The organism is Mucilaginibacter sp. (assembly GCF_041660805.1).
Lineage (GTDB): Bacteria > Bacteroidota > Bacteroidia > Sphingobacteriales > Sphingobacteriaceae > Mucilaginibacter.
In genome coordinates, this window is record NZ_JBAZVP010000013.1 from 70,876 (window position 1) to 96,443 (window position 25,568).

Below are 25,568 nucleotides of genomic sequence, written 5' to 3' on the forward strand. Positions count from 1 at the left end.
TCACTCTTCTTCTATCACAGTAGCATCAGGAGCATTTTTCTTTACCGATTCAATGCCATTCTCTCTGCCAGACGTACTTTCATACAATTCACTTTTCCCAATAATCTGTCCATTCGTGGCTTTCAAATTAAAATAATACTTCTCACTTTTTGAGGTGAGCTTTTCAAAACGGTTATCATCCGTAGCATTCTTCTTTACCGATTCAATACCACTGTGCATAGCACTACTTGTTGTATACCCCTCGCTTGATAGTATAACCTGCCCATTGGTAGCTAATAGGTTAAAATAATATTGACCATCTTTTCCCCTTTTTGTTGCAAATTTTCCCATAATAGTTTTTTTTAAAAAATGATATAACAAAGCTGCAATATTGCAATAAATTAAAGTTATGGATTAAATAAATTAAATCACAAATAAAAAATATTCTTATAAAGCATCATTTTTGTATATTGTTTAATAATTAACAACATCAATCAACTATAAAGCATTAAAATTATGGAAGAGCTTATTCAGATTGTATCGGAAAAAACTGGGATTTCAACCGATAAGGCACGTAGCGCTATTGATACAGTTATATCTCATTTAAAAGATAAATTACCAATGGGATTGGGCGAAAAAATAGAATCATTCTTAAACGACGGATCATCATCGTTTGATGATTTATTTGGTGATTTAAAAGGCAAATTGGGGAATATTTTTTAAACCTATGCCGCGCGAAGGTTCAATTACCTATCAATTAATTATTACAAATTTTTAAAACATGAAAAAAATATTTGCCCTGCTATTATCATTTTTTATGCTTATAGCAATTGAAAACACATTTGCGCAAACTACAGATGCAGCAAAAAAAGCGAAAGATAAAACAGAAAAAGCGAAAGCCAAGGCTGATAAATCGGCTGCTGATAAAGCCGAGGAAAAAGCGCAGGCAAAAGCCGAAAAGGCTAAAGCTAAAGCTGATGAAAAGGCACAGGCCAAAGCCGATGCAAAAGTCGAAAAGGCCAAAGCTAAAGCTGACGAAAAAGCACAGGCCAAGGCCGATGCAAAAGCCGAAAAGGCCAAAGCTAAAGCCGATGATAAAGCGGATAAGGTTACTGCTGAAGTTAAAGACAGCAAAGCTAAAGCTGATGATAAAATAACTAAAACCCGTACTAAAACTAAAGTTGCTAAAACCAAAGTTGATGAAAACGTTGATAATACGGCAACCACAGTTAAAGAAACAAAAGCCAAAACTGCAAATAAAATAGAAAAAGCCAAAACACCTAAAACCTATGCACAAGCAGAAAACAAATCTGCTGATAAGGCAATAGGTACCGATGCTAAAGGAAGAACTATTTACCTGGGCCCGAGAGGAGGAAAATATACCCTATCACCAAGTGGTTATAAAGAATACATTAAAAGAACAGAGTAATATAATTACCCCCCTGCAGCATTTACTGCAGGGGTTTTTATTTATCATTTTTCGTAAGGAAAATTTCTTGCTACTTTCTTCATCATTCTTTCCATAACCTCATCAGCACTTGAAAACATACCTTCATTCATTTGCTTATAAAAACGCCATATCAAATTTCCATCAAGGCCATTGTTTATTTGCATGGTTAATGAACCGGATGCTGTACTACCACCAAAACCAAAAACAAGTGTTTTGGCAATTGCGGCCGCTTCGCTTCCGGTTCTTTGATAAGCATAACTGGATTGTATGATAGCATCTACCTTTAAAATTTTGGATAACGAATCGGCAGTAATTGAGTCAAGCTTCTCAAACACGCCAGCTTGTTTTAATAATATATTGGTTCTTTGTACATCTTGAAATGAAACAATATAGTTATTTGCTTTTCGTAACAAGTAAGTATACATTCCTTGTTGCATATTAATCCCTTCGTCTTTTTCTTGTACGGCATTATCCGCTGCATTATAATTTTTAGGGAATTTTTTATGCGATATGGTAACTCTTAAAGGTAAAATAGCAACTATTTTCTGCTTTTCAATTATAGCTTTCAAATTTGGGGCCTCATAAATCTGCTTGGCTTGACCGAAAGCCGTTGTGAAAAATAGCGTAGAAAATAAAATCAATAGTGTAAAAAATTGTTTCATAAAGATTAGGTTTTAGGTTTTAATTAATAACTGCGTAATATATGCACAAACCATTAATGATTAATATTTATTATTTATCGAACTTATTCGAAATAAACTTTCTAACTTTTCTAACATTTTCAACTAAATATATTAGCAATTAATATTTACATTTGCTATATGTATGCAATTGTGGATATTGAGACTACCGGGGGGCATGCCAGCGCAAATGGCATAACAGAAATTGCAATTTGCATACACGATGGTAAAAAGATTACCCGTCGTTTTGAAACACTGGTAAACCCTCAGCGGGATATCCCGGTTTATATTCGCGCGTTAACGGGGATCACTAACGAGATGGTACAGGATGCCCCGCTTTTTGAAGATGTTGCACACGAGATCTACCACATGCTTAAAGGGCAGGTATTTGTTGCCCACAACGTAAACTTTGATTATTCGTTTTTAAAATACCATCTCAACGCCGCAGGCTACGAATTGCAGGCCAACAAGCTTTGCACCGTAAGGCTAGGCCGTAAGATAATGCCGGGCCTGCTATCATACAGCCTGGGCAAGCTTTGTACCCACCTGGGCATTGCCAATAACAGCAGGCACCGTGCCATGGGCGATGCCGAGGCTACAGCACAACTATTCGGACTTTATTTAAAGAACGATACCGATAACCACATAAGCCAGGCTTTAAAGCAAAATTCAAAAGAACAAGTATTGCCTGCTAACCTGCCTAAAGCGGATATTGAAGCTTTGCCATCATCGCCGGGCATATATTACTTTCATGACCAAAAAGGTAAAGTGGTTTATGTAGGCAAAGCAAAAAACATTAAGAAAAGGGTATGCAGTCACTTCACCGGCAACAATCCCAACCTGCAGCGCCAGGAGTTTTTACGTAATATATATCGTATCAGTCACCAGGTTTGCGGTACGGAGCTAATTGCTTTTGTACTGGAAGCAGTGGAAATAAAACGCCTTTGGCCAAAATATAACCGGTCGCTTAAACGCTTTGAAAACACTTACGGCCTTTACGCCTTTGAAGATCAGCGTGGCTACATGCGCCTGGCGGTTGATAAACACCGTAAACATATGCCATCGGTATATGCCTGCAACTCGCTGCTTGAGGGCCATAACCTGTTAACCAAACTGATTGAGACCTTTGACCTGTGCCCCAAACTGTGCTTTGTACAAAAGAACGACCAACCCTGCAACGGCGGCAATGCAGGCTCATGTGCCTGTGAGGGACATGAAACACCGGATAACTACAATCAAAAAGTATCTGCCGCTATTGATGAGCTGAAAAAAGCCCTCCCTACATTTGCTATCCGCGATGAAGGGCGTACTGATGATGAGCACAGCTGTATCCTGATAGAAGAAGGTCGTTTTTATGGCATGGGCTACATTTCGCATTATTACGATGCCGATAATATTCAGGCATTGAAGAACTACCTTACCCCTTATCCCGGTAATGATTACATCAAAAATATTGTGACCGGATATGCCAGCCGTTTCCCGGAACGCAAAGTGAGTTTTTCGGCGTAATTCTCTTCTTGTCGTGATGAGCCTGTCCAATTTGTCAGTCTGAGCCTGTCGAACCATTAGCGGTTAGGGCTTTGCACGGTCTTCGACAAGCTCAGACTGACCCTTTTTTCAGGTGTGTCGTAGCCAGTCTCCTCACAACGTTATCACTAATATCAATTCACCAGCCAATCCTTCCCGCATCTTCAAAACAATTATATTTCCTTAAGGTTAATATATTATCATTTAATACTATAAACCAATAATTATGGATAGCATAAATCAGCAACAGCCTGAAGATAATTTTCAGAATTTAGAAGGCAACGAGGCCTGGAAAAAACTTAAGGAAATGGCCGAAGGCGTGAGTTGCTTTTTTTGCAGCAACATTAAAACCGGGTTGCCTTTCTCTACCCGCCCTATGTCGCCACAAAAAATTGACGACAATGGTGATCTGTGGTTCCTGAGTCCTAACGATAGCCACAAGAACATGGAAATTGAAACAGACCCAATGGTACAGCTACTTTTCCAGGGATCTAAATATTCTGATTTCCTGAACGTTTACGGCATAGCGGAGATCATTGAGGATAAGGAAAAAATCAAAGAATTATGGGAACCGATATTAAAAACATGGTTTACAGAGGGTGTTGATGACCCAAGGATATCCATTATAAAAGTATCGCCAACGCAAGGCTATTACTGGGATAATAAACATGGCAACGCAATAGCATTTGCAAAACAGCTTGTTGGTGCTGCTTTAGGTAAAACCCTTGATGATTCTATAGAGGGCAAGCTCCAGGTATGATACAGTTGATCGGGTTGGTTAAGTAAGTCGATGATTAGATAGGTTCTAATAGCTTAACCAACCCGCATCAACTTAATCTTCAAATACTTATCAAACCATGATAGCTTACCATCAAAGCTATTGAACAAACCCTAAATTATCCCGGCCTTCTCCAACTCAGCTTGCATTTGCTGCTGTAATTTTAAGGCCTCCGCACGTGCGGCATCGGCAAAATCTTCACCGTTGCCTGCGTAAATAATAGAACGCGATGCATTTACTATCAATCCGCAATCAGGCGTCATACCATACTTGCACACTTCTTCAAGGCTGCCGCCCTGTGCACCTACACCGGGCACCAGTAAAAAGTTATCGGGCGCATATTTACGAATATTCGTAAACTCGGTACTTTTAGTGGCACCTACCACAAACATTATCCTGTCTGCTCCGGCCCAGGTATTGGCCTTTTGTATAACAGTTTCAAACAGGTAACCATCTCCGGTTTGCAGATACTGGAAGTCTTTACTACCTACTGATGAGGTGAGCGCAAGCAGTATAACCCACTTACCTTCGTACTTTAAATAAGGTGTAACGCTGTCATTACCCATATATGGTGTAACAGTAATGGCATCAAAGCCCATGCCCGATGCCTCTTCATTAAAAAATGCTTTGGCGTAATTATCAGATGTGTTGCCTATATCACCGCGCTTGGCATCAATGATAGATAAACAGTCTTTAGGCAGGTATTCATAAGTGGATATGAGGCTTTGCAAACCTTTTAAACCGCGGCTTTCATAAAAGGCCGCATTGGGCTTGTAAGATATGCACAGGTCATGTGTAGCATCAACAATACGCTTGTTAAATTCAAAAACCGGGTCAGGGTATTGTTTTAAAAATTCGGGGATCTTATCAAGATCGGTATCCAGCCCAACACATAAAAAGGTTTTCTTTAGTTTGATCTGTTCTATTAGTTGTTGGCGTGATATCATTAGAAGGCGTTTTTTGCTCCGGCAAAAATCTAAAAAAATAGGTTAATAGATGATTTTTTTTATATAAATTTGCATTTTAAGATAATTTCATTAAAATTGCATTGTTTTCCCTTGCATTTCTTGCACTAAAGAAACAATTGATCACCAACTTTATTATTATTCTAATACTTGCCTGGGCTTAATTTTTGCATTACAGGGTTAAACAACAATTTCTTTCAAAATTAAAAAATCCTTTTGAACTATATTTCATCTCATGTCTGATACCATCGAATTGAACGACAAACTCGTTTCTGAGTTGCGCGATATTGCAAAAAGTTTAGGAATCGCTGAAGCTGATGAGCTTAGAAAAGCCCAGCTGATAACTGCAATTGTTAAACAGCAACAACTAATTGAAGCCGCCCGGAACCAACAAAATGTTGTTAATGATAACTACTCTGAAAAAATTACTGAACCTGCCGTAGCTGTTGAAACCGCCGATATTGGCGAAAAAACACGCAAAAGAACCCGGGTTGTAAAATTAAAGAATGAACCTCGTGTTGAAGTTCCTTTAAATGATACCAACCTATTTGAGCAGGAGCAGGATGAAGAAGAGGAGTTACAAAATAACCCGCCCGACAACTTTGCTACACAACCTGTTGCAGCAGTTGTTACTGCTGAAGATGGCCAGCCTGTTAGAACTGAACAGGCAGACCAGCCGGTAACAACCGATACCCGCCCTCAAAAATTTGACAGGCGTGCTAACAACCAGCAAAAAAACCAGGAGCCGGCCATTAATCTTGACTTTGATAACGTAATTGTTAATGAAGGTGTATTGGAAATTATGCCTGATGGCTATGGTTTCCTGCGCTCGTCTGATTATAATTACCTTACCTCGCCTGATGATATTTATGTATCGCAGTCGCAAATAAAATTATTCGGTTTAAAAACCGGCGATACCGTTCGCGGCAGCATCCGCCCTCCAAAAGAAGGCGAAAAATATTTCCCGCTGGTACGCGTAGAAGCCATTAACGGCCGTATACCTGCCGAAGTGCGTGACCGTGTCCCTTTTGATCACTTAACGCCGCTTTTCCCATCTGAGAAATTGAGCCTGTTCACTGATGCCGGTAACTATTCAACCCGTATCATGGACCTGTTCTCGCCAATTGGTAAAGGGCAGCGTGGTTTAATTGTGGCCCAGCCTAAAACAGGTAAAACCATGTTGTTAAAGGATGTGGCTAACGCGATAGCAAAAAACCACCCCGAAGTTTACCTGATCATTCTTTTGATTGATGAGCGCCCTGAGGAGGTAACAGATATGGCCCGCAGCGTACGTGCCGAAGTGGTATCATCAACGTTTGATGAGCCTGCAGAACGCCACGTAAAAATTGCCAACATTGTGCTTGAAAAAGCAAAACGTATGGTAGAGTGCGGCCATGATGTAGTTATCCTTTTAGATTCTATCACCCGTTTGGCACGTGCTTATAACACGGTTGCACCGGCATCAGGTAAAATATTATCAGGTGGTGTTGATGCCAACGCGTTGCATAAACCTAAACGTTTCTTTGGTGCGGCCCGTAATATTGAAGATGGCGGTTCATTAACCATAATTGCTACAGCACTTACCGAAACCGGCTCTAAAATGGATGAGGTTATCTTTGAAGAATTTAAAGGTACCGGTAACATGGAGCTGCAACTGGATAGAAAATTATCTAACAAACGTATCTTCCCTGCTATTGATATCACCGCATCAAGCACCCGTCGTGACGATTTATTGCTTGACCGCGACACCCTGCAACGTATCTGGATACTGCGTAACCATCTTGCTGATATGAACTCGCAAGAATCTATGGAGTTTTTACAGGCACAGATAAGGGGTACAAAAACTAACGAGGAATTCTTGATATCAATGAATTCATAATATATTTATGCATTAGGAGTTATAATTTAGCATAATGTTAACTTATAACTTCGTGCATTTTAAGAAAATTATGATACCTTCATAACGTGATGAAGAGACGTGTAAAAAAACACCTTCCAAATGCTATAACATGCGCTAATTTGTTTAGTGGCTGTATAGGCATCGTGTTTACCTTTCAGGATAATCTTGTGTTTGCTTCATATGCCATTTTCCTGGCAGCAATATTTGATTTTTTTGACGGGTTTGCATCACGTGTGCTTAAATCATATTCCGGCATAGGTAAAGATCTGGATTCATTAGCCGATATGGTAAGCTTTGGTGTATTACCATCGGCTATAATGTATGAGCTGCTGTTACAGGCGCCGCAAATAAACCATGTAAGTGAGTATCTGAACTTTATAGCCTTCCTGATACCCGTTTTCTCGGCCCTGCGACTGGCAAAGTTCAATACCGACTCCAGGCAAGCCGAAAGCTTTATAGGCCTGCCTACCCCGGCAAACGCCATTCTGATAGCCTCCATTCCTTTAATACTACAGCAATACAACAGCATAGCGCCTTACATTTTAAACCCATACGGGTTAACCTGTTTTATTGTGGTAATGTGTACCCTTCTGGTTGCCGAAATACCATTGATGTCGCTTAAATTTAAGAACAGCGATTTCAACAAAAATATTTTTCGCTATTTATTGCTGCTGTTTTCGGCAATACTCATTCTATTTTTTAAATTTGCCGCAGTTCCGGTGGTTATAGTAATGTATATCACCCTTTCTTTAATTCAACTTAAATTTACAAATGACAAAGTTCCTGGCTGAAATTGATGTAATGCCTAAAAAAGAAATACTTGACCCGCAAGGAAAGGCAGTTACCGGTAGCATGAAAAACCTGGGCTTATCTGAAATTCACAACATACGTATTGGTAAACACATCTCTTTAGAAATTGAAGCTGATAGTGTAGAAACCGCAAACGCAAAAGTTGATGAAGCCTGCAAAAATCTTTTAGCTAACCTTATAATGGAAAGCTACAGCTTTAAACTGCAAGAAATAGCTTAAAGCATAACGCTAAAATCTTTAATACAATAGTTTGTAAGCATTAAAGGCAACCATTTTGGCTGCCTTTTTCTTTTATATATTTTTCGCTTTCGGCTTATAAATTCGCTTCTTTCTCTGCTTTTATTTTCTCAAGCTCAATCAAGTTTGAAGTAATCACGCTTTTTACATCATTGAATTTGGTTGTGATCTCATCAACGTTTTCGCCTCCGGCTTTACACCATATCTCCACCTCCTGTATATTGGCCTGGCTTTGCGGCATGCCAAAAAATCCCAAATTAGGTTTTAGTTTATGCGAAGCAGCCGCTGCTGTAGCCCAGTCCTGTGCAGATATAGCACTGCTTATTGTATCCAGTAGCTGAGGTGTCTGATCTAAAAACATGGTGATAGAATCTACAATGAATTCATCGCTCCCATCGGCAATTTCATATAAGAACGCAAGATCAAGGTCCTGGTTTGGTAAAGAGTCTGGCATTATAAAGGTTTAAGTATCAAAATTATAATTTTTTTACAATCAAGCTGTCTTTTAATTCGCTTTTCAAATTTAAAATATTCTTTTTTAGTATAGGGTGGATAAAATCAGGGGCCAATTCTACTAATGGTTCTAAGGTAAAGCGCCGGTTATGCAATTCAGGATGTGGAACTATCAGCCCCGGTTCGTTAATAATATTATCGCCATAAAATAAAATATCTATATCAATTATGCGCGATCCCCACTTTACATCCCGTTTGCGGCCAAGCATTATCTCGATATCCAAGATCCGCTCCAACACAATTTTTGCAGACAAATCCGTATTTAGCTGTACAACCTGGTTCAGATAGTCGGGTTCATCTGTTTTCCCCCATGATTGGGTTTCATATATGCCCGATGCATTTGTTAAGGGCGCAATATTCTGTTCAATTAGCTGTATCGCTTTTTGCAAATACGCTTCGCGGTTACCTAAATTACTGCCTAACAGTAAAAAAACATTAATCATGTTGTAACAATTATTATAGGTGAGGCTCTTAACATTATACCATGTGTAATTACTAAGTTTGCATATATAAAAGATTTATAACAGTTAATGAAACAATTTTTCAAATTTGTACTGGCTACCATTGTTGGTATTATAATAGTAAGCATCGTCTCTATATTTATTATAGCCGGAATTATAGCGGTTGCAAGCAGCGATAAAGCCGTTGAGGTTGATTCAAATTCTTTATTACACATCAAAATAAATTACGACATTAAAGAGCGTACGCCCAATAATCCGTTTGCCGGTTTAGGCTTTTTAGGTATTGATGGCGAAAAAGCCGTTGGTTTAAATGATATACTGGCCAATATTAAAAAGGCCAAAACAGATGATAACATTAAGGGCATTTTCTTAGACGAAAGCTACATGATGAGCGGCCAGGCCACTACCGAAGAAATTCGTAACGCGCTTATTGATTTTAAAAAATCAGGCAAGTTTTTAATCGCCTACTCAGAAGTGTATACCCAGGGCTTTTATTATTTAGCATCTGTTGCCGATAAAGTGTACTTAAACCCAAAAGGATTTTTTGAATTTAAGGGATTCAGCTCTGAGGTCACTTTCCTGAAAGGCGCACTTGATAAGCTGGGCATCGAAGCACAGATCATTAAAGTGGGCACTTACAAAAGCGCGGTTGAGCCCTTAATATTAACTAAAATGAGCGATGCCAACCGCCTGCAGGTAACCTCTTACTTAGGATCATTGTATGATCATTTCCTTACCGGTATCAGCAAAAACCGTAATATTAATAAAGATTCATTATTTAACCTGGCTAACAACGGCATAATACAAGAGCCGGAAGACGCCCTGAAATATAAACTGGTTGATGGCCTTAAATATAAGGACGAGATATTAACCGAGTTAAAACAACGCACCGGTATCGACCAGAAAAAAGATCTTCACAACGTTGAACTGGCCGATTATGCCAAAAGCAGTTCTAAAACTGACAACAGTACAGTAAACACTTCTAAAAACCGTATCGCCATTGTTTATGCATCAGGAGAAATTAGCGGCGGCGATGGTGACGATAACAATATTGGATCTGAAAAGATATCTAAAGCTATCCGCAAGGTACGTTTGGATGATAAAGTAAAAGCAGTAGTACTCCGTGTAAATTCTCCGGGCGGCAGCTCGCTGGCGTCTGATGTAATATGGCGCGAAGTGATGCTTACCAAAAAGGTAAAACCTATTATTGTTTCTATGGGCGATGTAGCTGCATCAGGTGGTTATTATATAGCCTGCGCGGCAGATTCTATTATTGCCGAACCAAACACTATAACAGGCTCTATAGGCATCTTCGCGGTGTTGCCTAACCTGCAAAAACTGTTTAACGACAAATTGGGTATCACGTTTGATGGTGTAAAAACCGGCAAGTATGCAGATCTGGGCGATGTTAGCCGCCCGTTAACACCTGATGAAAAAGCCATTTTGCAAAAAAGCGTGAACCATGGTTACGATACATTTACCAAAGCAGTAGCCGAGGGCCGCGGTAAAACACAGGCATATATTAACAGCATTGGCCAGGGCCGTGTGTGGACGGGCTCACAGGCAGTAAAAATTGGACTGGTTGACCGCTTAGGAAATATTAGCGACGCGGTAAAATCTGCTGCTAAAAAAGCTAATATTAAAGATTACAAACTGGTATCCTATCCCGAGCAAAAAAGTATCCTGAATAAATTTGGCGAGGGTTTAACCTCCGAAGTGAAAGCGCATTTTGTTAAAGCCGAACTTGGCGAAAACTACCGCTATTACGAGCAAATTAAAGGGGTAACCAAAATGATGCGCACACCACAGGCACGTATGCCTTATGATATTGTAATAAAATAGTTTTATTAATGTTTTGATTGAAAGCCGCCTGTAATGGGTGGCTTTTTTGTTTGAAGAAAATTAACCACAGAGGACACAAAGTTATGGATCTAAGTATTAGTAAGTATTAATGTCTTAGCGTACTTTGTGATTTCTCCTTTGTGAACTCTGTGGTTTAATGAATTACAAAGTTGTAAGCATTATAGTTAAAACACACCAATCATGTCGCTGTTATTATGGTATACCAATTATAAATAAAAGGCATTTTTACATTCGGCTTTTGTATTTTTACTGCCAAACCAAATTATGGAGAACAAACCCATAGCGCGTCAGCTACGTTTACTATCGCAATTAATGGAATTGCATGAGGTAAACCCCTTCAAAATTAAATCAATAGCCAATGCCGCTTTCAAGGTAGATAAGCTGCCTTTCCCTATTGCGGGCAAAAAATTGGATGAACTGGAGAAAATTGATGGTATAGGTAAAAGTATTGCCACCAAAATTGCCGAAATACTGGAAACCGGCACCATGACCGAACTACAAAATATACTTGCAGATACCCCCGAAGGTGTTGTCGAAATGATGGGCATTAAAGGTATCGGCCCAAAAAAAGTAGCCATTATTTGGAAAGACCTGGGTATTGAGAACGTTGGCGAGCTTTACTATGCCTGTAATGAGAACCGCCTGATCGAAGCGAAAGGTTTCGGACTGAAAACGCAGGAAGAGATCAAAAAAGTCATCGAATTCAGGATGGCTGGCAATGGCAAGTTCCTTTACGCGCAAGTAAAAGAGGAAGCTAATTTATTAATGAACGAGATAAGGGGCATCTTTCCTGAAGCTTTGAAGCATTTTGCCGGGGATTTTCGCCGGTTAAATGAGATCATTAGCGAACTGGTAATTGTGGTAGGCAGCCTTAATCAGCAAGTGGCCTATAATGCACTGGCACAATCTGATATTTTACAAAATGTTACCTTAAGCGGCACCCATATTGGCGGCGAATTAAGCAATGGCCTGCTGGTTGACATTATTTGTGTTGACAAAGGCGAATATTATAAAGAGCTTTTTATTAATACCGGTAACGAAGAACATGTACAGGCAGTAACCCAACGGATAAGCGACTATCTTGAACAGCCCGAAAGCGAGGAGTTGATCTATCAAAAAGCCGGGCTTGCCTGGATACCACCTGAGCTGCGCGAAGGCGATACCTTTATTAAAAAGGCTTACGATAATGCCCTCCCCAAATTAATTACTTACCACGATCTTAAGGGTACTTTACACAACCACAGCACCTGGAGCGATGGTGTAAATACCCTGGAAGAAATGGCACTGTACTGCCGCGACGAATTAAAGCTGGAATATTTGGGCATGTGCGACCATAGTAAAAGCGCTTTTTACGCCAAGGGATTAAGTATTGAAAGGGTGCTGCAGCAACAGGAAGAAATAGATCATCTGAATAAAAAATTAGATGGCTTTCATATATTTAAAGGCATTGAATCGGATATATTGAATGATGGCTCACTTGATTACCCGGAAGAGATACTGAAACGGTTTGATTTTATAGTAGCATCAATACACTCCAACCTTAAAATGCAGGAAGAAAAAGCTACCGCGCGTTTAATTAAAGCTATTGAAAACCCATATACTACCATTTTAGGGCACCCAACCGGCAGGTTGCTCCTGAGCCGTAAAGGGTACAGTATCGATTATAAAAAGGTAATTGATGCCTGTGCAGCTAATAAAGTGGTTATTGAAATAAATGCCAACCCTTTACGCCTTGATTTGGATTGGCGCTGGCACCAATATGCTTTAGATAAGGATGTAATGTTATCTATTAACCCCGATGCACACCGTAATAGTGGTTTTCGTGATATGGAATTTGGTGTGAATGTTGGCCGTAAAGGCGGCCTTACTAAAGAAATGTGCTTAAATGCTTTATCTTTAAATGAAATTAAAAAGGTTTTTGAACTAAAAAAGCCAAAATAATGTAGAGACGCAATATTTTGCGTCTCTAACTACATGCAATTTTTAATAATTAATATTATGCAGAAGACACAAAATATTGTGTCTCTACAATAAAGAATGTATATAATTTACATTTCACTTCTATTTAAATGGTTATTGAAGAACTTAAGGAACATCAGCTTTTAATACAGAAAGTAATTGACACGCTAGCGCCCGATATTGAGTTGGCTTGTGAGCTGATCATCACTACTATAAATGATGGCTGCAAGGTTTTAATTGCCGGTAACGGCGGCAGCGCTGCAGATGCGCAGCACATAGCAGCAGAGCTAAGCGGCAGGTTTGTAAAAGAGCGTAAAGCTTTGCCCGGTATTGCTTTAACGGTTGATACGTCGGCTTTAACTGCCATAGCTAATGATTACGGTTATAGCCATGTTTTCGCACGTCAGGTAGAGGCATTGGCCCGACCCGGCGATCTGTTTATCGGAATTTCGACCAGTGGAAACAGTCAGGGAATTTTAAACGCCTTTGAAGCGGCAACAGAAATTGGCTGTAAAACGCTGGGGCTATCCGGTCGTGACGGGGGTAAAATGAATGGACTTTGTGATGTGAATATAGTGATACCATCAAACGTTACCGCCCGCATCCAGGAGATGCATATTCTTGTGGGCCATATCCTTTGTAAGGCTGTGGATGATCTGTTTTAAATCATTAATTTTACCGTATGCAAACTCACCTGGAGCAAACATTATTGAATAAGATAACCGATCTGCCAACACTTTTAGGTAAGGTAAACACCTGGAAAAGTGAGGGGAAAAAGATAGTTTTTACAAATGGCGTGTTTGATCTGCTGCACTTAGGCCACATTACCTACATGGCAAAAGCCGCCGAACTGGGCGATAAACTGATAATTGGACTAAACGCCGATGCTTCTGTAAAACGCCTGAAAGGCGAAAACCGTCCGGTTAACGATCAAAATAATCGCGCTGCCTTGTTGGCTGCTATGTATTTTATAGATGCCGTAGTGGTTTTTGAAGAAGATACCCCGCTTAACCTCATCACTCAGATATTGCCTGATATACTGGTGAAAGGCGCCGATTATTCGGTTGAAAATATAGCCGGCGCTAAAGAGGTTTTAGCCAACGGCGGCGAGGTAAAAACCATTACTTTGGTTGAAGGGCATTCATCAACCAATATCATCAATAAAATAAAGAGCCAGATGGCATAGCCATGAAAGTACTGGTTATCCGCTTTAGCTCAATGGGCGATATTATTTATACAACGCCTGTTGTACGTTGCCTCAAAATGCAGCTTCCCGGTGCCGAAGTGCATTTCATTACCAAACCAGCATTCAAGTATATATACGATAATAACCCTTATGTTGATAAGCTGTTGCTGCTAAAGCCTTCGTTATCAGAGACTATAGCCGAGATAAAAACCGAAGGGTACGATCATATTATTGACCTGCACAATAACCTGCGTACAACTATTATTAAACTGCGCACCGGCATCAAATCGTCCACTTATAAAAAGCAAACCATACGCAAGTGGCTCAGCTTAAAGTTTAACTTAAAGCTGGTAGCACCTACTCATTTGGTTGACCGCTATATGCGGGCTGTTCAATTTTTAGGGGTGACGAACGATGGGCAGCCTATTGATTACTACATTAAAGCCCATCATCAACTGGCTGATCTGCTGCCTGCATCGCACCAAAATAACTATGTAGCATTTGTAATTGGCGCTACACATTTTACCAAACGGATGCCAAATGATAAGATCATCAGCATTTGCCGGGAGCTAAAACACCCTGTTGTTTTGCTGGGTGGCGATGATGTTAAAGCTAATGGCGATGAAATTGCCGCAGCTATCGGCCCCAATATTTATAATGCATGCGGTAAAACATCGCTGGATGAGTCGGTATTTTTGGTATCGCAATCTGCAACGATTATAGGTTTTGATACCGGCCTTACCCATATTGCCGAAGCTTTTAACAAGCCCATCGTATCTGTTTGGGGTGGTACCGTACCCGAGTTGTTAGGCGTACAACCCTATATGGTTAAAGATGTGTTGGTTGCGGGCATTGACCTGTACTGCCGCCCCTGCTCAAAATTCGGCTTGGAAAAATGCCCGCTTGGCCATTTTAAATGCATGAAGGAGATCCCTGAAGAACCAATTACTACTTTTATAAACAATCGTTTATAACAGAAATAAAAATATTCTGAAACAAAAAGAGGTGCGTACCGTTCCCCTTTTTTAGTCTGTAGCCGATGAAAACACTTTTGCTGGTACGCCACGCCAATGCCCTGCATAAATCAATCAAAGGAGATTTTGAACGACAACTAAGTCCGAAAGGATTAAAAGATGCCGAGCAGATGGCAAACAAGGTAAAAAAAGCAGGGCATGTTCCACAGCTCATTATCAGTAGTGAAGCAGAAAGAGCTAAAGCCACAGCCACCATTTTTACAGATATATTAGATTTGCCTGCCCCGCAAACACAAGGGACTATTTATGAAGGGAATGAAAAAAAACTGTTAAAGATCATCAACAAGTTCCCCGACGAAGTGGAGCGCATTGCACTTGTTGGCCACAACCCCGATATAAGTAGCCTGCTATTTTTGCTAACCGGTAAATACCTTGATATGCCCACCTGCACGGTGGCTTTAATATCTTTTGAGTTTGACGAATGGGAAGCCATCAGCAGCAATACCGGCGACCTGGATTGGTACGCTTCGCCCGAATAGCATTAATTAATACAATAAGCTTTACCCGGCAACGAGCGGATAAAACCCTGCAACTCCATATCAAGCAGGGTCATAGCTAACTGGCTCACAGGCATATTGGCCTTTATAGACAGGTCATCAATAGGCAGCGGCGCTTTATGCTGTTGGATAATATCATAAATGGCTTTTTCCTGTACCGATAGATCAATGGGCAACATTAACTGCTCCGGCGCGCCTTTCAGGTCGCTATTCTTTTCCCAACCCAGGCTGTAAGCCAGGTCGGCAACGCAGGTTAGCAAAGCGGCTTTGTTATTCCTTATCAGAAAGTTGCATCCTTCAGAATACTCATCCCCCAGCCTGCCGGGGAAAGCAAAAACATCACGGTTATAAGAATTAGCAATTTCGGCAGTGATCAGGGCCCCGCCTTTAAGCCCTGCCTCTACCACTACGGTAGCATCGGCCATGCCGGCCACAATGCGATTACGTTCGGGGAAATGCTGCCTGTCCGGGACGGTACCAAATGGGTATTCAGTTAACAAACCGCCATTTTCCAGCATCTTTTCGGCTGTTGCCCGATTTTGGCTTGGGTATAATTTATCTAATCCGTGGCCTAAAACACCCACCGTTGGCACGCCTAATTTTATAGACTCTTTATGGGCGGCAACATCAATGCCCAGGGCAAGGCCGCTTACTATTAAAGTGTTGTATTCTTTTAGTTCTTCAACCAGTTGTTTACAAAGCTGCCTGCCATAATCAGTGGCATTGCGTGTACCTACTATGCTTACAACGCGGTGCATATTAAAGTTGGCGTTACCTTTACTATGTAACAGTATAGGCGCATCGTGGCAGTTCTTTAATCTGCGCGGGAAACGGGCATCGGTATAAAAAATTACGTCGATATTATTCTTTTCGATGTTTTTCAGCTCGGCTTCGGCTTTTCTTATCCCTTCATCAAAATCTAACTGACCAATTGTTTTTTCGCCGATGCCGGGCACCTTTATAAATTTTGCCTTATTGGTTTTGAAAATAGTTTCGGCATCTCCTATATGTGCTAACAGCAATCTGGCGGTTGAAGGGCCAATATTCTTAATAAAAGTTAAAGCAAGCTGGTGTAGTATCGACATGATAATTGTGAGCTCTAAAATATAAATAATCCTAAAATAATTAGCAATAAATAAACAAAACCATCTATATAGTCCTCTCCTTTTGGAGAGGGCAGGGTGAGGCGATAAAAAAACTATAAAAATAGTTTGCAAACTATAAAAATAGTTCTACCTTTATTAAACTATAAAAATAGTTTGCTATGACACTTAAAGAACTCACAAAAGCCGAAGAGCAGATCATGCAGATACTATGGCAACTAAACGAAGCTATAGTTAAGGATATCCTGGAGAAAATACCTGAACCTAAGCCGGCCTATAATACGGTATCAACAGTGGTTAGGGTATTGGAGGGCAAAGGTTTTATTGACCATAAGGCCTACGGAAACTCGCATGTTTACTTTCCACTCATTAGCGAGGATACTTATAAAAAGTTCACTTTTGATAAGCTGATGAACAACTACTTTGATAACTCATACAAAAGCCTGGTATCATTTATTGCCGACGAGAAGAACCTGGGCATAAAAGAACTGGATGAACTTACCGAACTGATTAACAAACTAAAGAACAAAAAACAATGAACTGGCTGCACTACCTCGTTGAAGCAAATATTTACCTGGGGGTATTTTATTTGTGCTACTGTTTGTTTTTAAATAACGAAACGCATTATACCCTAAGCAGGGTATACCTGCTGTTTAGCTGTGTAATATCATTTGTGCTGCCGGTTACGCAGTTAAGTATTTTAAAGCCCGTTGAACCAATAGCGCTGGAACCGGTAGCTATCGCCCCAACAAATGTGGCGATACATTATGCTGTCCCCCCACCGCCGCCACCCATGGATCCTGGATTTACCTTGCAAGACGGACTGATATATGTATATATATTAGGTGTTGCTATTGCTTTAACTGTATTCCTGTTCCGTTTATATCAGTTGTTTAAACTATCGCGCGGCAATCAAAAACTTAATGACAATAGCTACCAGATCATCCATTTAAAAAGCGACAATACGGCTTTCTCTTTTTTTAACTACCTGTTCATTGGTACCAATATATCACAGTCAGAAACCATAATAGCGCATGAACTGGTGCATATACGCCAAAAACATTCATGGGACATTATGCTGTTGGAAATACTGAAAGTGATTAATTGGTTTAACCCGTTTATATACCTGTTACAACGCAGCATAAAAACCGTGCATGAGTATATTGCCGATGAACAAACCGCTGCTTATGAGCGCGATGCCCTTACCTACTCTACTTTTTTACTGAACAATGCCTACGGCATACAAGGTTCAGCCATTGCGCATTCATTTTTCAATTATAACCTTCTAAAAAAGAGAATTATTATGTTAAACAAAAACCGATCAGGTAAGTTAGCCAGGCTAAAATACCTTGCAGCGCTGCCGCTTTGCGCGGGAATGCTCTGCGCATCCACATTAGCTTTTGCTAAAGATTACGGCTGGGTAGACCTCACGCCGAAGAAAACCCCCGTGGAAAAACCAAAGGTTAAGCGCCTTAAAATTGTTGATGGCAACATCACGGCTTACTCAGACAACGTAACCGTGAAAGAAAAAGATGGCAGCAGCAAAAAATTTGAGGTGGGCACTATAACCGCTACGGCCATAAGTTATTTGCTAAAGGAGCACAAACTTAAAGTAACTATTATTGAGGCAGATAGCGCCACAAACAAGAATAGCCCGATGGTGGTATTGCCAGATGCCCAGGACACCATTAAGCATCAATCACCGCCGCCACCTCCACCGCAACCGGTTAATCCTATTTATAAAGACCTGATAGAATACACGGCGAAACATGTCCGCTACCCGACAGCAGCCCGTAACAAGGAGCTTGTAGGCAACGTTTTAGTTAGCCTAAGGATAAACGATGCGCACAAAATAACAGATCTAAAGGTTGTAAATGGTATAGGATCGGGCTGCGATGAAGAAGTTATCAGAGCATTAAAAAGTTATCCCGGCACAATATCTCAAAAACCCGGCACTTACCGCCTTATGACGACCTTTGCGTTAATCGAAGAGTCAAACTCAAAATCACACTACCCTAGACGAATATCCAGCGATATTGAAGATAGTAAAAATTTCATTGGGCAGGTTGTTGTTGTGGGTTATGTTCCCAAACTGGGTATTGTTAAATTTCCGCCACCGCCGCCACCTGCACCTCCGGTAAAAAAGGTTGGTAAAATTAAATTTCCACCACCGCCACCACCGGTAGAAAAGGTTGGTAAAGTCAAATTTCCGCCACCTGCTGAAAGCCCGGTCAAAGCGGTAAGTGTAAACTAATAGTAGTGGCTATTGATAAGTTAATACGTATGAGAGACCCTGGAAAGCGAAAACCCAGCTTATATCTTATGGTTTTTAAAGCTATCCTTTTACGTAGATAACCTGCTTGGTTTCAAAAAACTCCTCCTCAAAGTAATCTTTGAGATGATATTGCTGAACGGCTAAACCCGCGTCGGCAATTTCTTGTGTAAGGTCGCCGCCTTTTAAATACAGTATCCCGTTAGGTAATTTATTTTTAGATATTTTGTTAAACTTGCCTTTTACCCAGGGATAAAAATCTTTTAGTTGCGTAACCGCGCGTGATACCACAAAATCAAATTTCTCTTTTATTTCTTCGGCACGTGCGTGCGATGCTTTAACGTTTTTTAACCCCAAAGCCGAAGCTACCTCGTTCACTACCTTTATTTTTTTACCGATAGAATCAACCAGATGAAACTGGGTTTCGGGGAATAAAATAGCTAATGGGATACCGGGAAAACCACCGCCTGTGCCTACATCCAGCACATTCTCGCCAGGCAAAAAGCTCATTACTTTGGCTATGCCCAATGAATGCAGTACATGGCGCTCATATAACAGATCAATATCCTTACGTGATATTACGTTTATCTGGCTGTTCCATAAAGTGTAAAGCTCTTGCAGGCGGGCAAATTGCTCTTGCTGCGCCGCGGTAATATGCGGAAAATATTTTAACAGAATATCAGATGTCATCCTTATTATAGCGATTAATAATATTGCCCAAAAGGTATCTAGCCCTAAATAATTGTGCCTTTACAGTACCCAAAGGCAAATCAAGCTGCAGGGCTATTTCTTCATATGATAGCTCATCAAAATAGCGGAGGGTGATGAGGTTGCGATAGCGCATGGGCAAGCTTTCTATCAATAATTTCAGTTCTTCGGTTTGTTGCTTTTTAATGGATGTTTCCTCCGGGTTCAACCCGTCAGATTTTATTTGAAGCGGCTTTTCATCCCCATCCTCATCCATCATGCCATGTATTGATTGCGTATTAAGCTTTTTCTTGCGGATAAAATCAATACAATTATTGGTAGCCACCCTAAAAAGCCAGGTGCTAAAGGCGTATTCGGGTTGGTATTTATCTAACTTTTCAAATGCTTTTGCAAAGGTTTCAACGGTAAGATCATTGGCGTCCTCCTTGTTGTTAACCATTTTAAGCACCATAAAATAAATAGAATCCTTATAACGGTGCATCAGATCGGCGTAGGCTTTTTGGTTGCCTTGCCTTGCTTTTATTACCAGGTGAAAATCGTTCTTGGCATTTTCGGTAAAATGTGCGTTCATTTCCATCTGGTTGTTTTTATAAATGTACCAATCACCCCAAACAAATTTAAGTAGGTATAATATATTATATCAAAAAACGGCAATGACCATATCAAATCATTGCAATTAAGCTTCTTAAATACTTTTCTATATACCAAAACCTGTAGTACCAATCTAAAAACAACTATACCAACTGCCCACAAAGGCTCAAAGTTATATACCAGGCACAATATAAATAAAACATAAAATAAAAACCCGCTTAAGGCATCAAAACTTAGCATTCGCCTGTGGCTGCCTTTATAAAACTTACCTACCCCCATGTGGCGTTTCTTTTGCCTAAACCAGCCGCCAAGTGTTGTTTTGGCATCGGTATAAGTAAAGGTATCCGGGTGTATTTCAATTGCCGTATTTTGAGGGGTTGCGTTCTGGTTTACAAACAAGTCATCATCGCCAGATAGAATATGCATGTGCGATGCAAAGCCTTTGGTGGCAAAAAACAACGATTTGGTATATGCCAAGTTACGGCCAATGCCCATATAAGCATTGCCATTTAAAGCGGCCGAAAGATAACTAATCCCCGTTTTTAAAGTTTCAAATCGGATAAAAGGGTTCAATAAATTACCGGTGCGTTTATAAGGCGAATAACCTAAAACTATTTGTACCGAAGGACTAAACCTGGCAGCCATGCGGGTTATCCAGTTTAATGAAGCTGGTTTGCAATCGGCATCGGTAAACAATAAATGTTCGTTTTGGGCGGCCTTAATACCTAAAGTTAAGGCAAACTTTTTACCAGTTTTAAAGCGGATATGCTCGGTAATCGTAACTATTTTCAGGTGCGGAAACTCCCTTTGGATGTCTTGCAGCACCTCGTCAGAATTATCGGTAGAACAATCATTAATTACCACAACCTCGTAATTAGGGTAGTTTTGCTGTAATATATAAGGCAGATTTTCGGTTAAGTTGCGTGCCTCGTTACGGGCACTGATGATAACAGATATGGGGACGCTAAATTCAGGCATGGTTTGCACAGGCTTATACCCGGCAAGTCTGCTGTGATAATTGAATAAATAATAAAGTTGAACGATGAAACAAAGCTGAAATAAAACAAATAACGCCTCTTGAATGTAAGCTTCCAATGCACCTATTAATATTAGGTGCAAATTTGTTAAAAATCAGCGATATTTTGGTGTAAAAGTTTTAAAGGTTATGAGATAGGTAAAAGCCTGTATTTGTGTGGGGAAGCGAGTGAAAAAATGGTCGATCAACTTACTCCGGTTACGCTACGCTGGCCATCCCTCTCAGTAAGCGTAAAGAGGGTAATAATGCAATGGGGAACAGTTTTCAACCATCACCCGGCTCACGTCTCTTCCTTACTTTCACTTGCTTCGCCTGCGGCCGGAATTTCCTTCCGCGTAAAAATTTAAAACACTCATATTATTAACCATTTATAACCGCTATAACCGTTCTTAACCTCTCATAACTTTTGTTAATTTTGCGGTACTAAATGAAATTTACTTTAACAGCTCAAGACCCTCTTTCAAAAGCCCGCGCGGGCGAGGTTACAACAGATCACGGGGTTATACAAACACCTATATTTATGCCTGTTGGCACAGCCGGCACGGTAAAAGCAGTACATCAGCGCGAGCTGAAGGATGATATTAAAGCGCAGATAATTCTGGGCAACACCTATCATTTATACTTAAGGCCGGGTTTAAATACAATTGAACAGGCTGGTGGCTTGCATAAATTTAATGGCTGGGACGGCCCCATTTTAACAGATAGCGGCGGTTATCAGGTGTATTCATTAACCGAAGTACGTAAGATAAAAGAAGAAGGCGTTACTTTTCGTTCGCATGTAGATGGCTCAAAACACCTGTTTACGCCCGAGAATGTGATGGATATTCAGCGTATTATTGGTGCCGATATTATTATGGCATTTGATGAATGTACGCCCTACCCGTGCGATTATAACTACGCCAAACGCTCTATTGAAATGACTCATCGCTGGCTTAAACGCTGCTGCGAACGCTTTGATACCACCGATCCTAAGTACGGTTACAGCCAAACACTGTTCCCTATTGTACAGGGATCGGTATATAAAGACCTGCGGGTGCGGTCGGCAGAAGTGATAGCTTCTTTTGAACGTGAAGGAAACGCCATTGGTGGCCTTTCTGTTGGTGAACCTGCCGAAGAGATGTACGCCATGACAGAAGTTGTGTGCAATATATTACCGGAGCAAAAACCACGTTACTTAATGGGCGTAGGTACGCCTGTTAACATTTTGGAAAACATTGCTTTAGGTATTGATATGTTTGACTGTGTAATGCCTACCCGCAATGCACGTAACGGTATGCTTTTCACAAAGGATGGTATTATTAATATAAAGAATGAGAAGTGGAAAAATGACTTCTCGCCTATACAGGCAGATAGCGATCTTTTTGCCGATACCTGCTATACAAAAGCTTATTTAAGGCACCTGATACACTCGGGTGAGATGCTGGGCGCGCAGATAGCAACACTGCATAACCTGCATTTTTACCTGTGGCTGGTTAAAGAGGCCCGCAAAAAGATCATATCTGGCGAGTTTTACGATTGGAAAAAGATAATGGTGAACCGTTTAGGCGCAAGATTATAATGAGGACACTCCTGCACAGATATTTAACCGTAATAGACCGGTATATCATTAAAAAGTACCTGGGTACATTCATATTTACCCTGGGCATTTTTATGGTGATATCTGTTGTATTTGATATTTCTGAGCACCTTGATAATTTTTTGGGAGAAGGCGCTACTTTAAACGAGATCATATTTACTTACTATGTGGGTTTTATACCCTTTTATATGATGCTGCTTTCGCCGCTTATTAACTTTTTAGCGGTTATTTTTTTTACGGCTAAGATGGCCAACCAAACAGAAATTGTACCCATCTTAACCAGCCGGGCCAGTTTTTACCGGTTTTTAAGGCCGTATGTTATCTCTTCAACGCTGATATTTACCGTATCATTATTGGCTAATTTGTACCTTTTACCTTATACAAATAAGCTAAAAGTGACCTTTGAAAGTGCTAATTTTTTTAAAAATGACGACCCTTCAAAGAACGAAGTACATATCCAATTAGATAAAAACACGTTCGTTTTTATGCAATCTTTCAACACTGAAACCAAAACAGGTTTCCAGTTTATGCTTGAAAAATATGATGGCGACGAACTAAAAGAGCGATTAACTGCCCCCAGTATTGCCTACGATACACTCAAAAACAAGTGGAAAATAATTAGCCCGTCTATACGATATGTGAATGGTTTAAAGGAAAAATACATCACTAACGGCCCTCCTATTGATACTGTTTTAGACATGCGCCCGGTTGATTTTGAAGCCCATGATAACGTGGCCAGCAACATATATGGGGCTATGTCATTAAGCGCTTTAAACAAGGGAATAGAGAAAGAAAAAACCCGCGGAACGGGTGTCATAATTGATATGCGGTTTGAAAAATACCGCCGTTTTGTTGAGCCATTATCATCATTTGTACTGGCCTGTATTGGTGTTGCCATATCATCGCGCAGGGTACGCGGGGGAGTTGGTTTGCCCCTGGGGATAGGAATTTTTATCTGTTTTACATATATAGTTGTCAATAAATTCGCGTTGGTTTTTGCCATAAAAGGAGGCTTTCCACCCCTTATGGCAGTGTTTATTCCTAACATTATATTTGGTTTATTGGGCTATATTTTACTCCTGAAAGCACCAAAATAATGCCTCCAAAAGCTGCAAATCCCGGCCTTAATAAGAACCTGATCATCCTTCATCTCACTGTTTTTGTTTGGGGATTTACCGGAATTTTGGGCCAGCTTATCACCATATCCGCGGTAAATTTGGTTTGGTACAGGGTTATAATTGCTGTGATTTCGCTATTTTTTTACGTTCTTTTTTACAAAAAAACGCACAAAATCAGTGTCAAATCGTATCCAAAATTGGTGTTAACAGGCGCTTTAGTGGGTGGCCACTGGATACTTTTCTTCGCTTCTATCAAGCTTTCTACCGTTCCGGTAACGCTGGTTTGCCTCTCATCAATGACACTTTTTACCGCTATTCTGGAGCCGCTGATCAACAAAAAAAGGATCTCGAAAATGGAAATAGTTGCGGGAGTTTTAATAATCACCGGCATTGTTTTAATTTTTAAATTCGAATCACATTACACTAAGGGTATCATAGCAGGGTTAACAAGCGCGTTAATGGCAAGCCTTTTTTCTATCATTAACTCCCGGTTTGTACAAAAAGTTGAAGCAACTATCATAGCGTTTTATGAGCTCCTGGGGGCGTTCATCTGGATAACTTTATACCTTGTTGTTACCCATGGCTTCAATCAAAGCATGATACCCAAGCCTGCTGATGTTGGCTACTTATTACTGCTCGGGACAGTTTGCACATCGCTTGCCTACGTTGCCGGCGTATCCGTAATGCGTGAGCTTTCGGCATTCCGGGCAGCCCTTATCACCAACCTTGAGCCGGTGTATGGCATCATTCTGGCCTTTATTTTTTTTGGTAATATGAATAAAATGACGGGTGGTTTTTGGGTGGGTGCACTCATTATACTGTCTACTATCTTCCTGTTTCCGGTTGCCCAAAAGCAGGTAGCACGCCGCAAAGCCAGGGCATAATCCTTTATTTTTTTCTTTAATATCAGTCAAACTACACCTCTACTTACCGGGTAGGGGGTAAGATTGCACGTCAAAAATGCACTGTATTTAAGCCCCTGTGAGCCATAATAATTTCCCGACAGGAAATACCCTCAACAAATACTTCAAGTACGGCGAGGGCCAAAATTGAAAAATCTATTAGTGTATTGAACCAATATTCGAAAATAGTGCAGAAACAAGACTGTAAAGCACTATATTTTACCAATTACCAGTAAACATTCAATTTATTTAATTTATATATTAATTTATTAATCAATATGTTATATAGATTATTAAATATATAAGTTTAACTAAATTCAACTTTTTAAAATAACAAATACTAAAAATAATAGCATCGTTATTTATAGGTACATAATTAACAGTTTAGTGTATTAATATTCAGCATATTAGAAGTTGTTAATT

Annotated in this window: 27 protein-coding genes; 18 read left to right on the top strand and 9 right to left on the bottom strand. The window is 40.2% G+C overall.

Translation table 11 applies throughout. From position 1 onward, the window contains the following. Window positions 1-330, bottom strand: coding sequence for a YegP family protein (locus tag WC743_RS16635; protein ID WP_373013638.1), 330 nt, complete (start codon window positions 328-330; stop codon window positions 1-3). Between the two features lie 165 nt (window positions 331-495). Here WC743_RS16635 and WC743_RS16640 point away from each other — a divergent pair, with 165 nt between their 5' ends. Then, window positions 496-702, top strand: a complete 207-nt coding sequence (locus WC743_RS16640; protein WP_373013640.1) for a hypothetical protein — start codon at window positions 496-498, stop codon at window positions 700-702. Between the two features lie 58 nt (window positions 703-760). Continuing rightward, window positions 761-1,408 (top strand): hypothetical protein, encoded by a 648-nt coding sequence (locus WC743_RS16645; protein ID WP_373013642.1) that lies wholly within the window; start codon window positions 761-763, stop codon window positions 1,406-1,408. Window positions 1,409-1,452: 44 nt separating this feature from the next. Here WC743_RS16645 and WC743_RS16650 read toward each other — a convergent pair whose 3' ends face one another. Then, window positions 1,453-2,091 carry a hypothetical protein gene (locus tag WC743_RS16650; protein ID WP_373013644.1) on the bottom strand — a complete coding sequence of 213 codons (639 nt, stop codon included), beginning with the start codon at window positions 2,089-2,091 and terminating at the stop codon, window positions 1,453-1,455. A 159-nt stretch (window positions 2,092-2,250) separates the two neighbouring features. On the opposite strand from WC743_RS16650, the gene WC743_RS16655 reads away from it, so the two are divergent. Then, window positions 2,251-3,618: an exonuclease domain-containing protein gene (locus tag WC743_RS16655; RefSeq protein ID WP_373013646.1), complete on the top strand. Its 1,368-nt coding sequence runs from the start codon at window positions 2,251-2,253 to the stop codon at window positions 3,616-3,618. Window positions 3,619-3,862: 244 nt separating this feature from the next. Continuing rightward, window positions 3,863-4,396 (top strand): pyridoxamine 5'-phosphate oxidase family protein, encoded by a 534-nt coding sequence (locus WC743_RS16660; RefSeq protein ID WP_373013647.1) that lies wholly within the window; start codon window positions 3,863-3,865, stop codon window positions 4,394-4,396. Window positions 4,397-4,527: 131 nt separating this feature from the next. Here WC743_RS16660 and pyrF read toward each other — a convergent pair whose 3' ends face one another. Then, on the bottom strand, window positions 4,528-5,358 hold the full coding sequence (pyrF, locus tag WC743_RS16665) for an orotidine-5'-phosphate decarboxylase (RefSeq protein WP_373013764.1): 831 nt from the start codon (window positions 5,356-5,358) through the stop codon (window positions 4,528-4,530). 256 nt (window positions 5,359-5,614) lie between these two features. Here pyrF and rho point away from each other — a divergent pair, with 256 nt between their 5' ends. From rho to purS, 3 genes are all read left to right on the top strand, one after another. Further along, a complete protein-coding gene (gene rho / locus WC743_RS16670; protein ID WP_373013649.1) occupies window positions 5,615-7,258 on the top strand; it encodes a transcription termination factor Rho in 1,644 nt (547 codons plus the stop codon). Window positions 7,259-7,347: 89 nt separating this feature from the next. Further along, window positions 7,348-8,070 carry a CDP-diacylglycerol--serine O-phosphatidyltransferase gene (pssA, locus tag WC743_RS16675; protein WP_373013651.1) on the top strand — a complete coding sequence of 241 codons (723 nt, stop codon included), beginning with the start codon at window positions 7,348-7,350 and terminating at the stop codon, window positions 8,068-8,070. Further along, a complete protein-coding gene (gene purS / locus WC743_RS16680) occupies window positions 8,051-8,308 on the top strand; it encodes a phosphoribosylformylglycinamidine synthase subunit PurS (RefSeq protein ID WP_373013653.1) in 258 nt (85 codons plus the stop codon). The genes pssA and purS overlap by 20 nt, the downstream gene beginning before the upstream one ends. Window positions 8,309-8,402: 94 nt before the next feature. Here purS and WC743_RS16685 read toward each other — a convergent pair whose 3' ends face one another. Together WC743_RS16685 and folK are read right to left on the bottom strand one after the other, a co-directional pair. Beyond that, window positions 8,403-8,780 carry an Hpt domain-containing protein gene (locus WC743_RS16685; protein WP_373013655.1) on the bottom strand — a complete coding sequence of 126 codons (378 nt, stop codon included), beginning with the start codon at window positions 8,778-8,780 and terminating at the stop codon, window positions 8,403-8,405. Window positions 8,781-8,802: 22 nt separating this feature from the next. Further along, a complete protein-coding gene (gene folK, locus WC743_RS16690; protein WP_373013657.1) occupies window positions 8,803-9,282 on the bottom strand; it encodes a 2-amino-4-hydroxy-6-hydroxymethyldihydropteridine diphosphokinase in 480 nt (159 codons plus the stop codon). 87 nt (window positions 9,283-9,369) lie between these two features. Between folK and sppA the strand changes: the two genes are divergently transcribed. The 6 genes from sppA to WC743_RS16720 all read left to right on the top strand — a co-directional run bounded on the left by sppA (window position 9,370) and on the right by WC743_RS16720 (window position 15,821). Continuing rightward, window positions 9,370-11,142: a signal peptide peptidase SppA gene (gene sppA / locus WC743_RS16695; RefSeq protein ID WP_373013659.1), complete on the top strand. Its 1,773-nt coding sequence runs from the start codon at window positions 9,370-9,372 to the stop codon at window positions 11,140-11,142. Window positions 11,143-11,427: 285 nt separating this feature from the next. Further along, window positions 11,428-13,104: a helix-hairpin-helix domain-containing protein gene (locus WC743_RS16700; protein ID WP_373013661.1), complete on the top strand. Its 1,677-nt coding sequence runs from the start codon at window positions 11,428-11,430 to the stop codon at window positions 13,102-13,104. A 128-nt stretch (window positions 13,105-13,232) separates the two neighbouring features. Then, on the top strand, window positions 13,233-13,787 hold the full coding sequence (gene gmhA, locus WC743_RS16705) for a D-sedoheptulose 7-phosphate isomerase (RefSeq protein WP_373013663.1): 555 nt from the start codon (window positions 13,233-13,235) through the stop codon (window positions 13,785-13,787). Window positions 13,788-13,804: 17 nt separating this feature from the next. Next, the gene (gene rfaE2 / locus WC743_RS16710) at window positions 13,805-14,308 is read left to right on the top strand and encodes a D-glycero-beta-D-manno-heptose 1-phosphate adenylyltransferase (RefSeq protein ID WP_373013665.1); all 504 of its coding nucleotides are present in this window, start codon (window positions 13,805-13,807) and stop codon (window positions 14,306-14,308) included. Window positions 14,309-14,310: 2 nt separating this feature from the next. Beyond that, entirely contained in the window at window positions 14,311-15,282 is a 972-nt protein-coding gene (locus WC743_RS16715) for a glycosyltransferase family 9 protein (RefSeq protein ID WP_373013667.1), read from the top strand. Window positions 15,283-15,347: 65 nt separating this feature from the next. Beyond that, window positions 15,348-15,821: a histidine phosphatase family protein gene (locus WC743_RS16720; RefSeq protein WP_373013669.1), complete on the top strand. Its 474-nt coding sequence runs from the start codon at window positions 15,348-15,350 to the stop codon at window positions 15,819-15,821. Between the two features lie 2 nt (window positions 15,822-15,823). On the opposite strand, the gene dprA is transcribed toward WC743_RS16720, so the two are convergent. After that, the gene (dprA, locus tag WC743_RS16725; protein ID WP_373013671.1) at window positions 15,824-16,924 is read right to left on the bottom strand and encodes a DNA-processing protein DprA; all 1,101 of its coding nucleotides are present in this window, start codon (window positions 16,922-16,924) and stop codon (window positions 15,824-15,826) included. A 179-nt stretch (window positions 16,925-17,103) separates the two neighbouring features. Here dprA and WC743_RS16730 point away from each other — a divergent pair, with 179 nt between their 5' ends. Continuing rightward, window positions 17,104-17,481: a BlaI/MecI/CopY family transcriptional regulator gene (locus WC743_RS16730; RefSeq protein ID WP_373013673.1), complete on the top strand. Its 378-nt coding sequence runs from the start codon at window positions 17,104-17,106 to the stop codon at window positions 17,479-17,481. Continuing rightward, a complete protein-coding gene (locus WC743_RS16735) occupies window positions 17,478-19,196 on the top strand; it encodes a M56 family metallopeptidase (RefSeq protein WP_373013675.1) in 1,719 nt (572 codons plus the stop codon). Before WC743_RS16730 ends, WC743_RS16735 begins: the two co-directional genes overlap by 4 nt. Window positions 19,197-19,277: 81 nt before the next feature. On the opposite strand, the gene rsmG is transcribed toward WC743_RS16735, so the two are convergent. The 3 genes from rsmG to WC743_RS16750 are packed head-to-tail and all read right to left on the bottom strand — an operon-like array spanning window position 19,278 to window position 21,491. Continuing rightward, the gene (gene rsmG, locus WC743_RS16740) at window positions 19,278-19,904 is read right to left on the bottom strand and encodes a 16S rRNA (guanine(527)-N(7))-methyltransferase RsmG (protein ID WP_373013677.1); all 627 of its coding nucleotides are present in this window, start codon (window positions 19,902-19,904) and stop codon (window positions 19,278-19,280) included. Then, window positions 19,894-20,499, bottom strand: coding sequence for an RNA polymerase sigma factor (locus WC743_RS16745; protein ID WP_373013679.1), 606 nt, complete (start codon window positions 20,497-20,499; stop codon window positions 19,894-19,896). Before WC743_RS16745 ends, rsmG begins: the two co-directional genes overlap by 11 nt. Next, the gene (locus WC743_RS16750) at window positions 20,490-21,491 is read right to left on the bottom strand and encodes a glycosyltransferase (RefSeq protein WP_373013681.1); all 1,002 of its coding nucleotides are present in this window, start codon (window positions 21,489-21,491) and stop codon (window positions 20,490-20,492) included. The genes WC743_RS16745 and WC743_RS16750 overlap by 10 nt, the downstream gene beginning before the upstream one ends. 485 nt (window positions 21,492-21,976) lie before the next feature. Between WC743_RS16750 and tgt the strand changes: the two genes are divergently transcribed. Genes tgt through WC743_RS16765 form a run of 3 tightly spaced genes read left to right on the top strand, consistent with a single transcriptional unit; the run spans window position 21,977 to window position 25,127 of the window. Then, a complete protein-coding gene (gene tgt, locus WC743_RS16755) occupies window positions 21,977-23,107 on the top strand; it encodes a tRNA guanosine(34) transglycosylase Tgt (RefSeq protein WP_373013683.1) in 1,131 nt (376 codons plus the stop codon). After that, on the top strand, window positions 23,107-24,222 hold the full coding sequence (locus WC743_RS16760) for an LptF/LptG family permease (RefSeq protein ID WP_373013685.1): 1,116 nt from the start codon (window positions 23,107-23,109) through the stop codon (window positions 24,220-24,222). The genes tgt and WC743_RS16760 overlap by 1 nt, the downstream gene beginning before the upstream one ends. After that, window positions 24,222-25,127, top strand: a complete 906-nt coding sequence (locus tag WC743_RS16765; protein WP_373013687.1) for a DMT family transporter — start codon at window positions 24,222-24,224, stop codon at window positions 25,125-25,127. Before WC743_RS16760 ends, WC743_RS16765 begins: the two co-directional genes overlap by 1 nt. Window positions 25,128-25,568 lie beyond the last annotated feature (441 nt).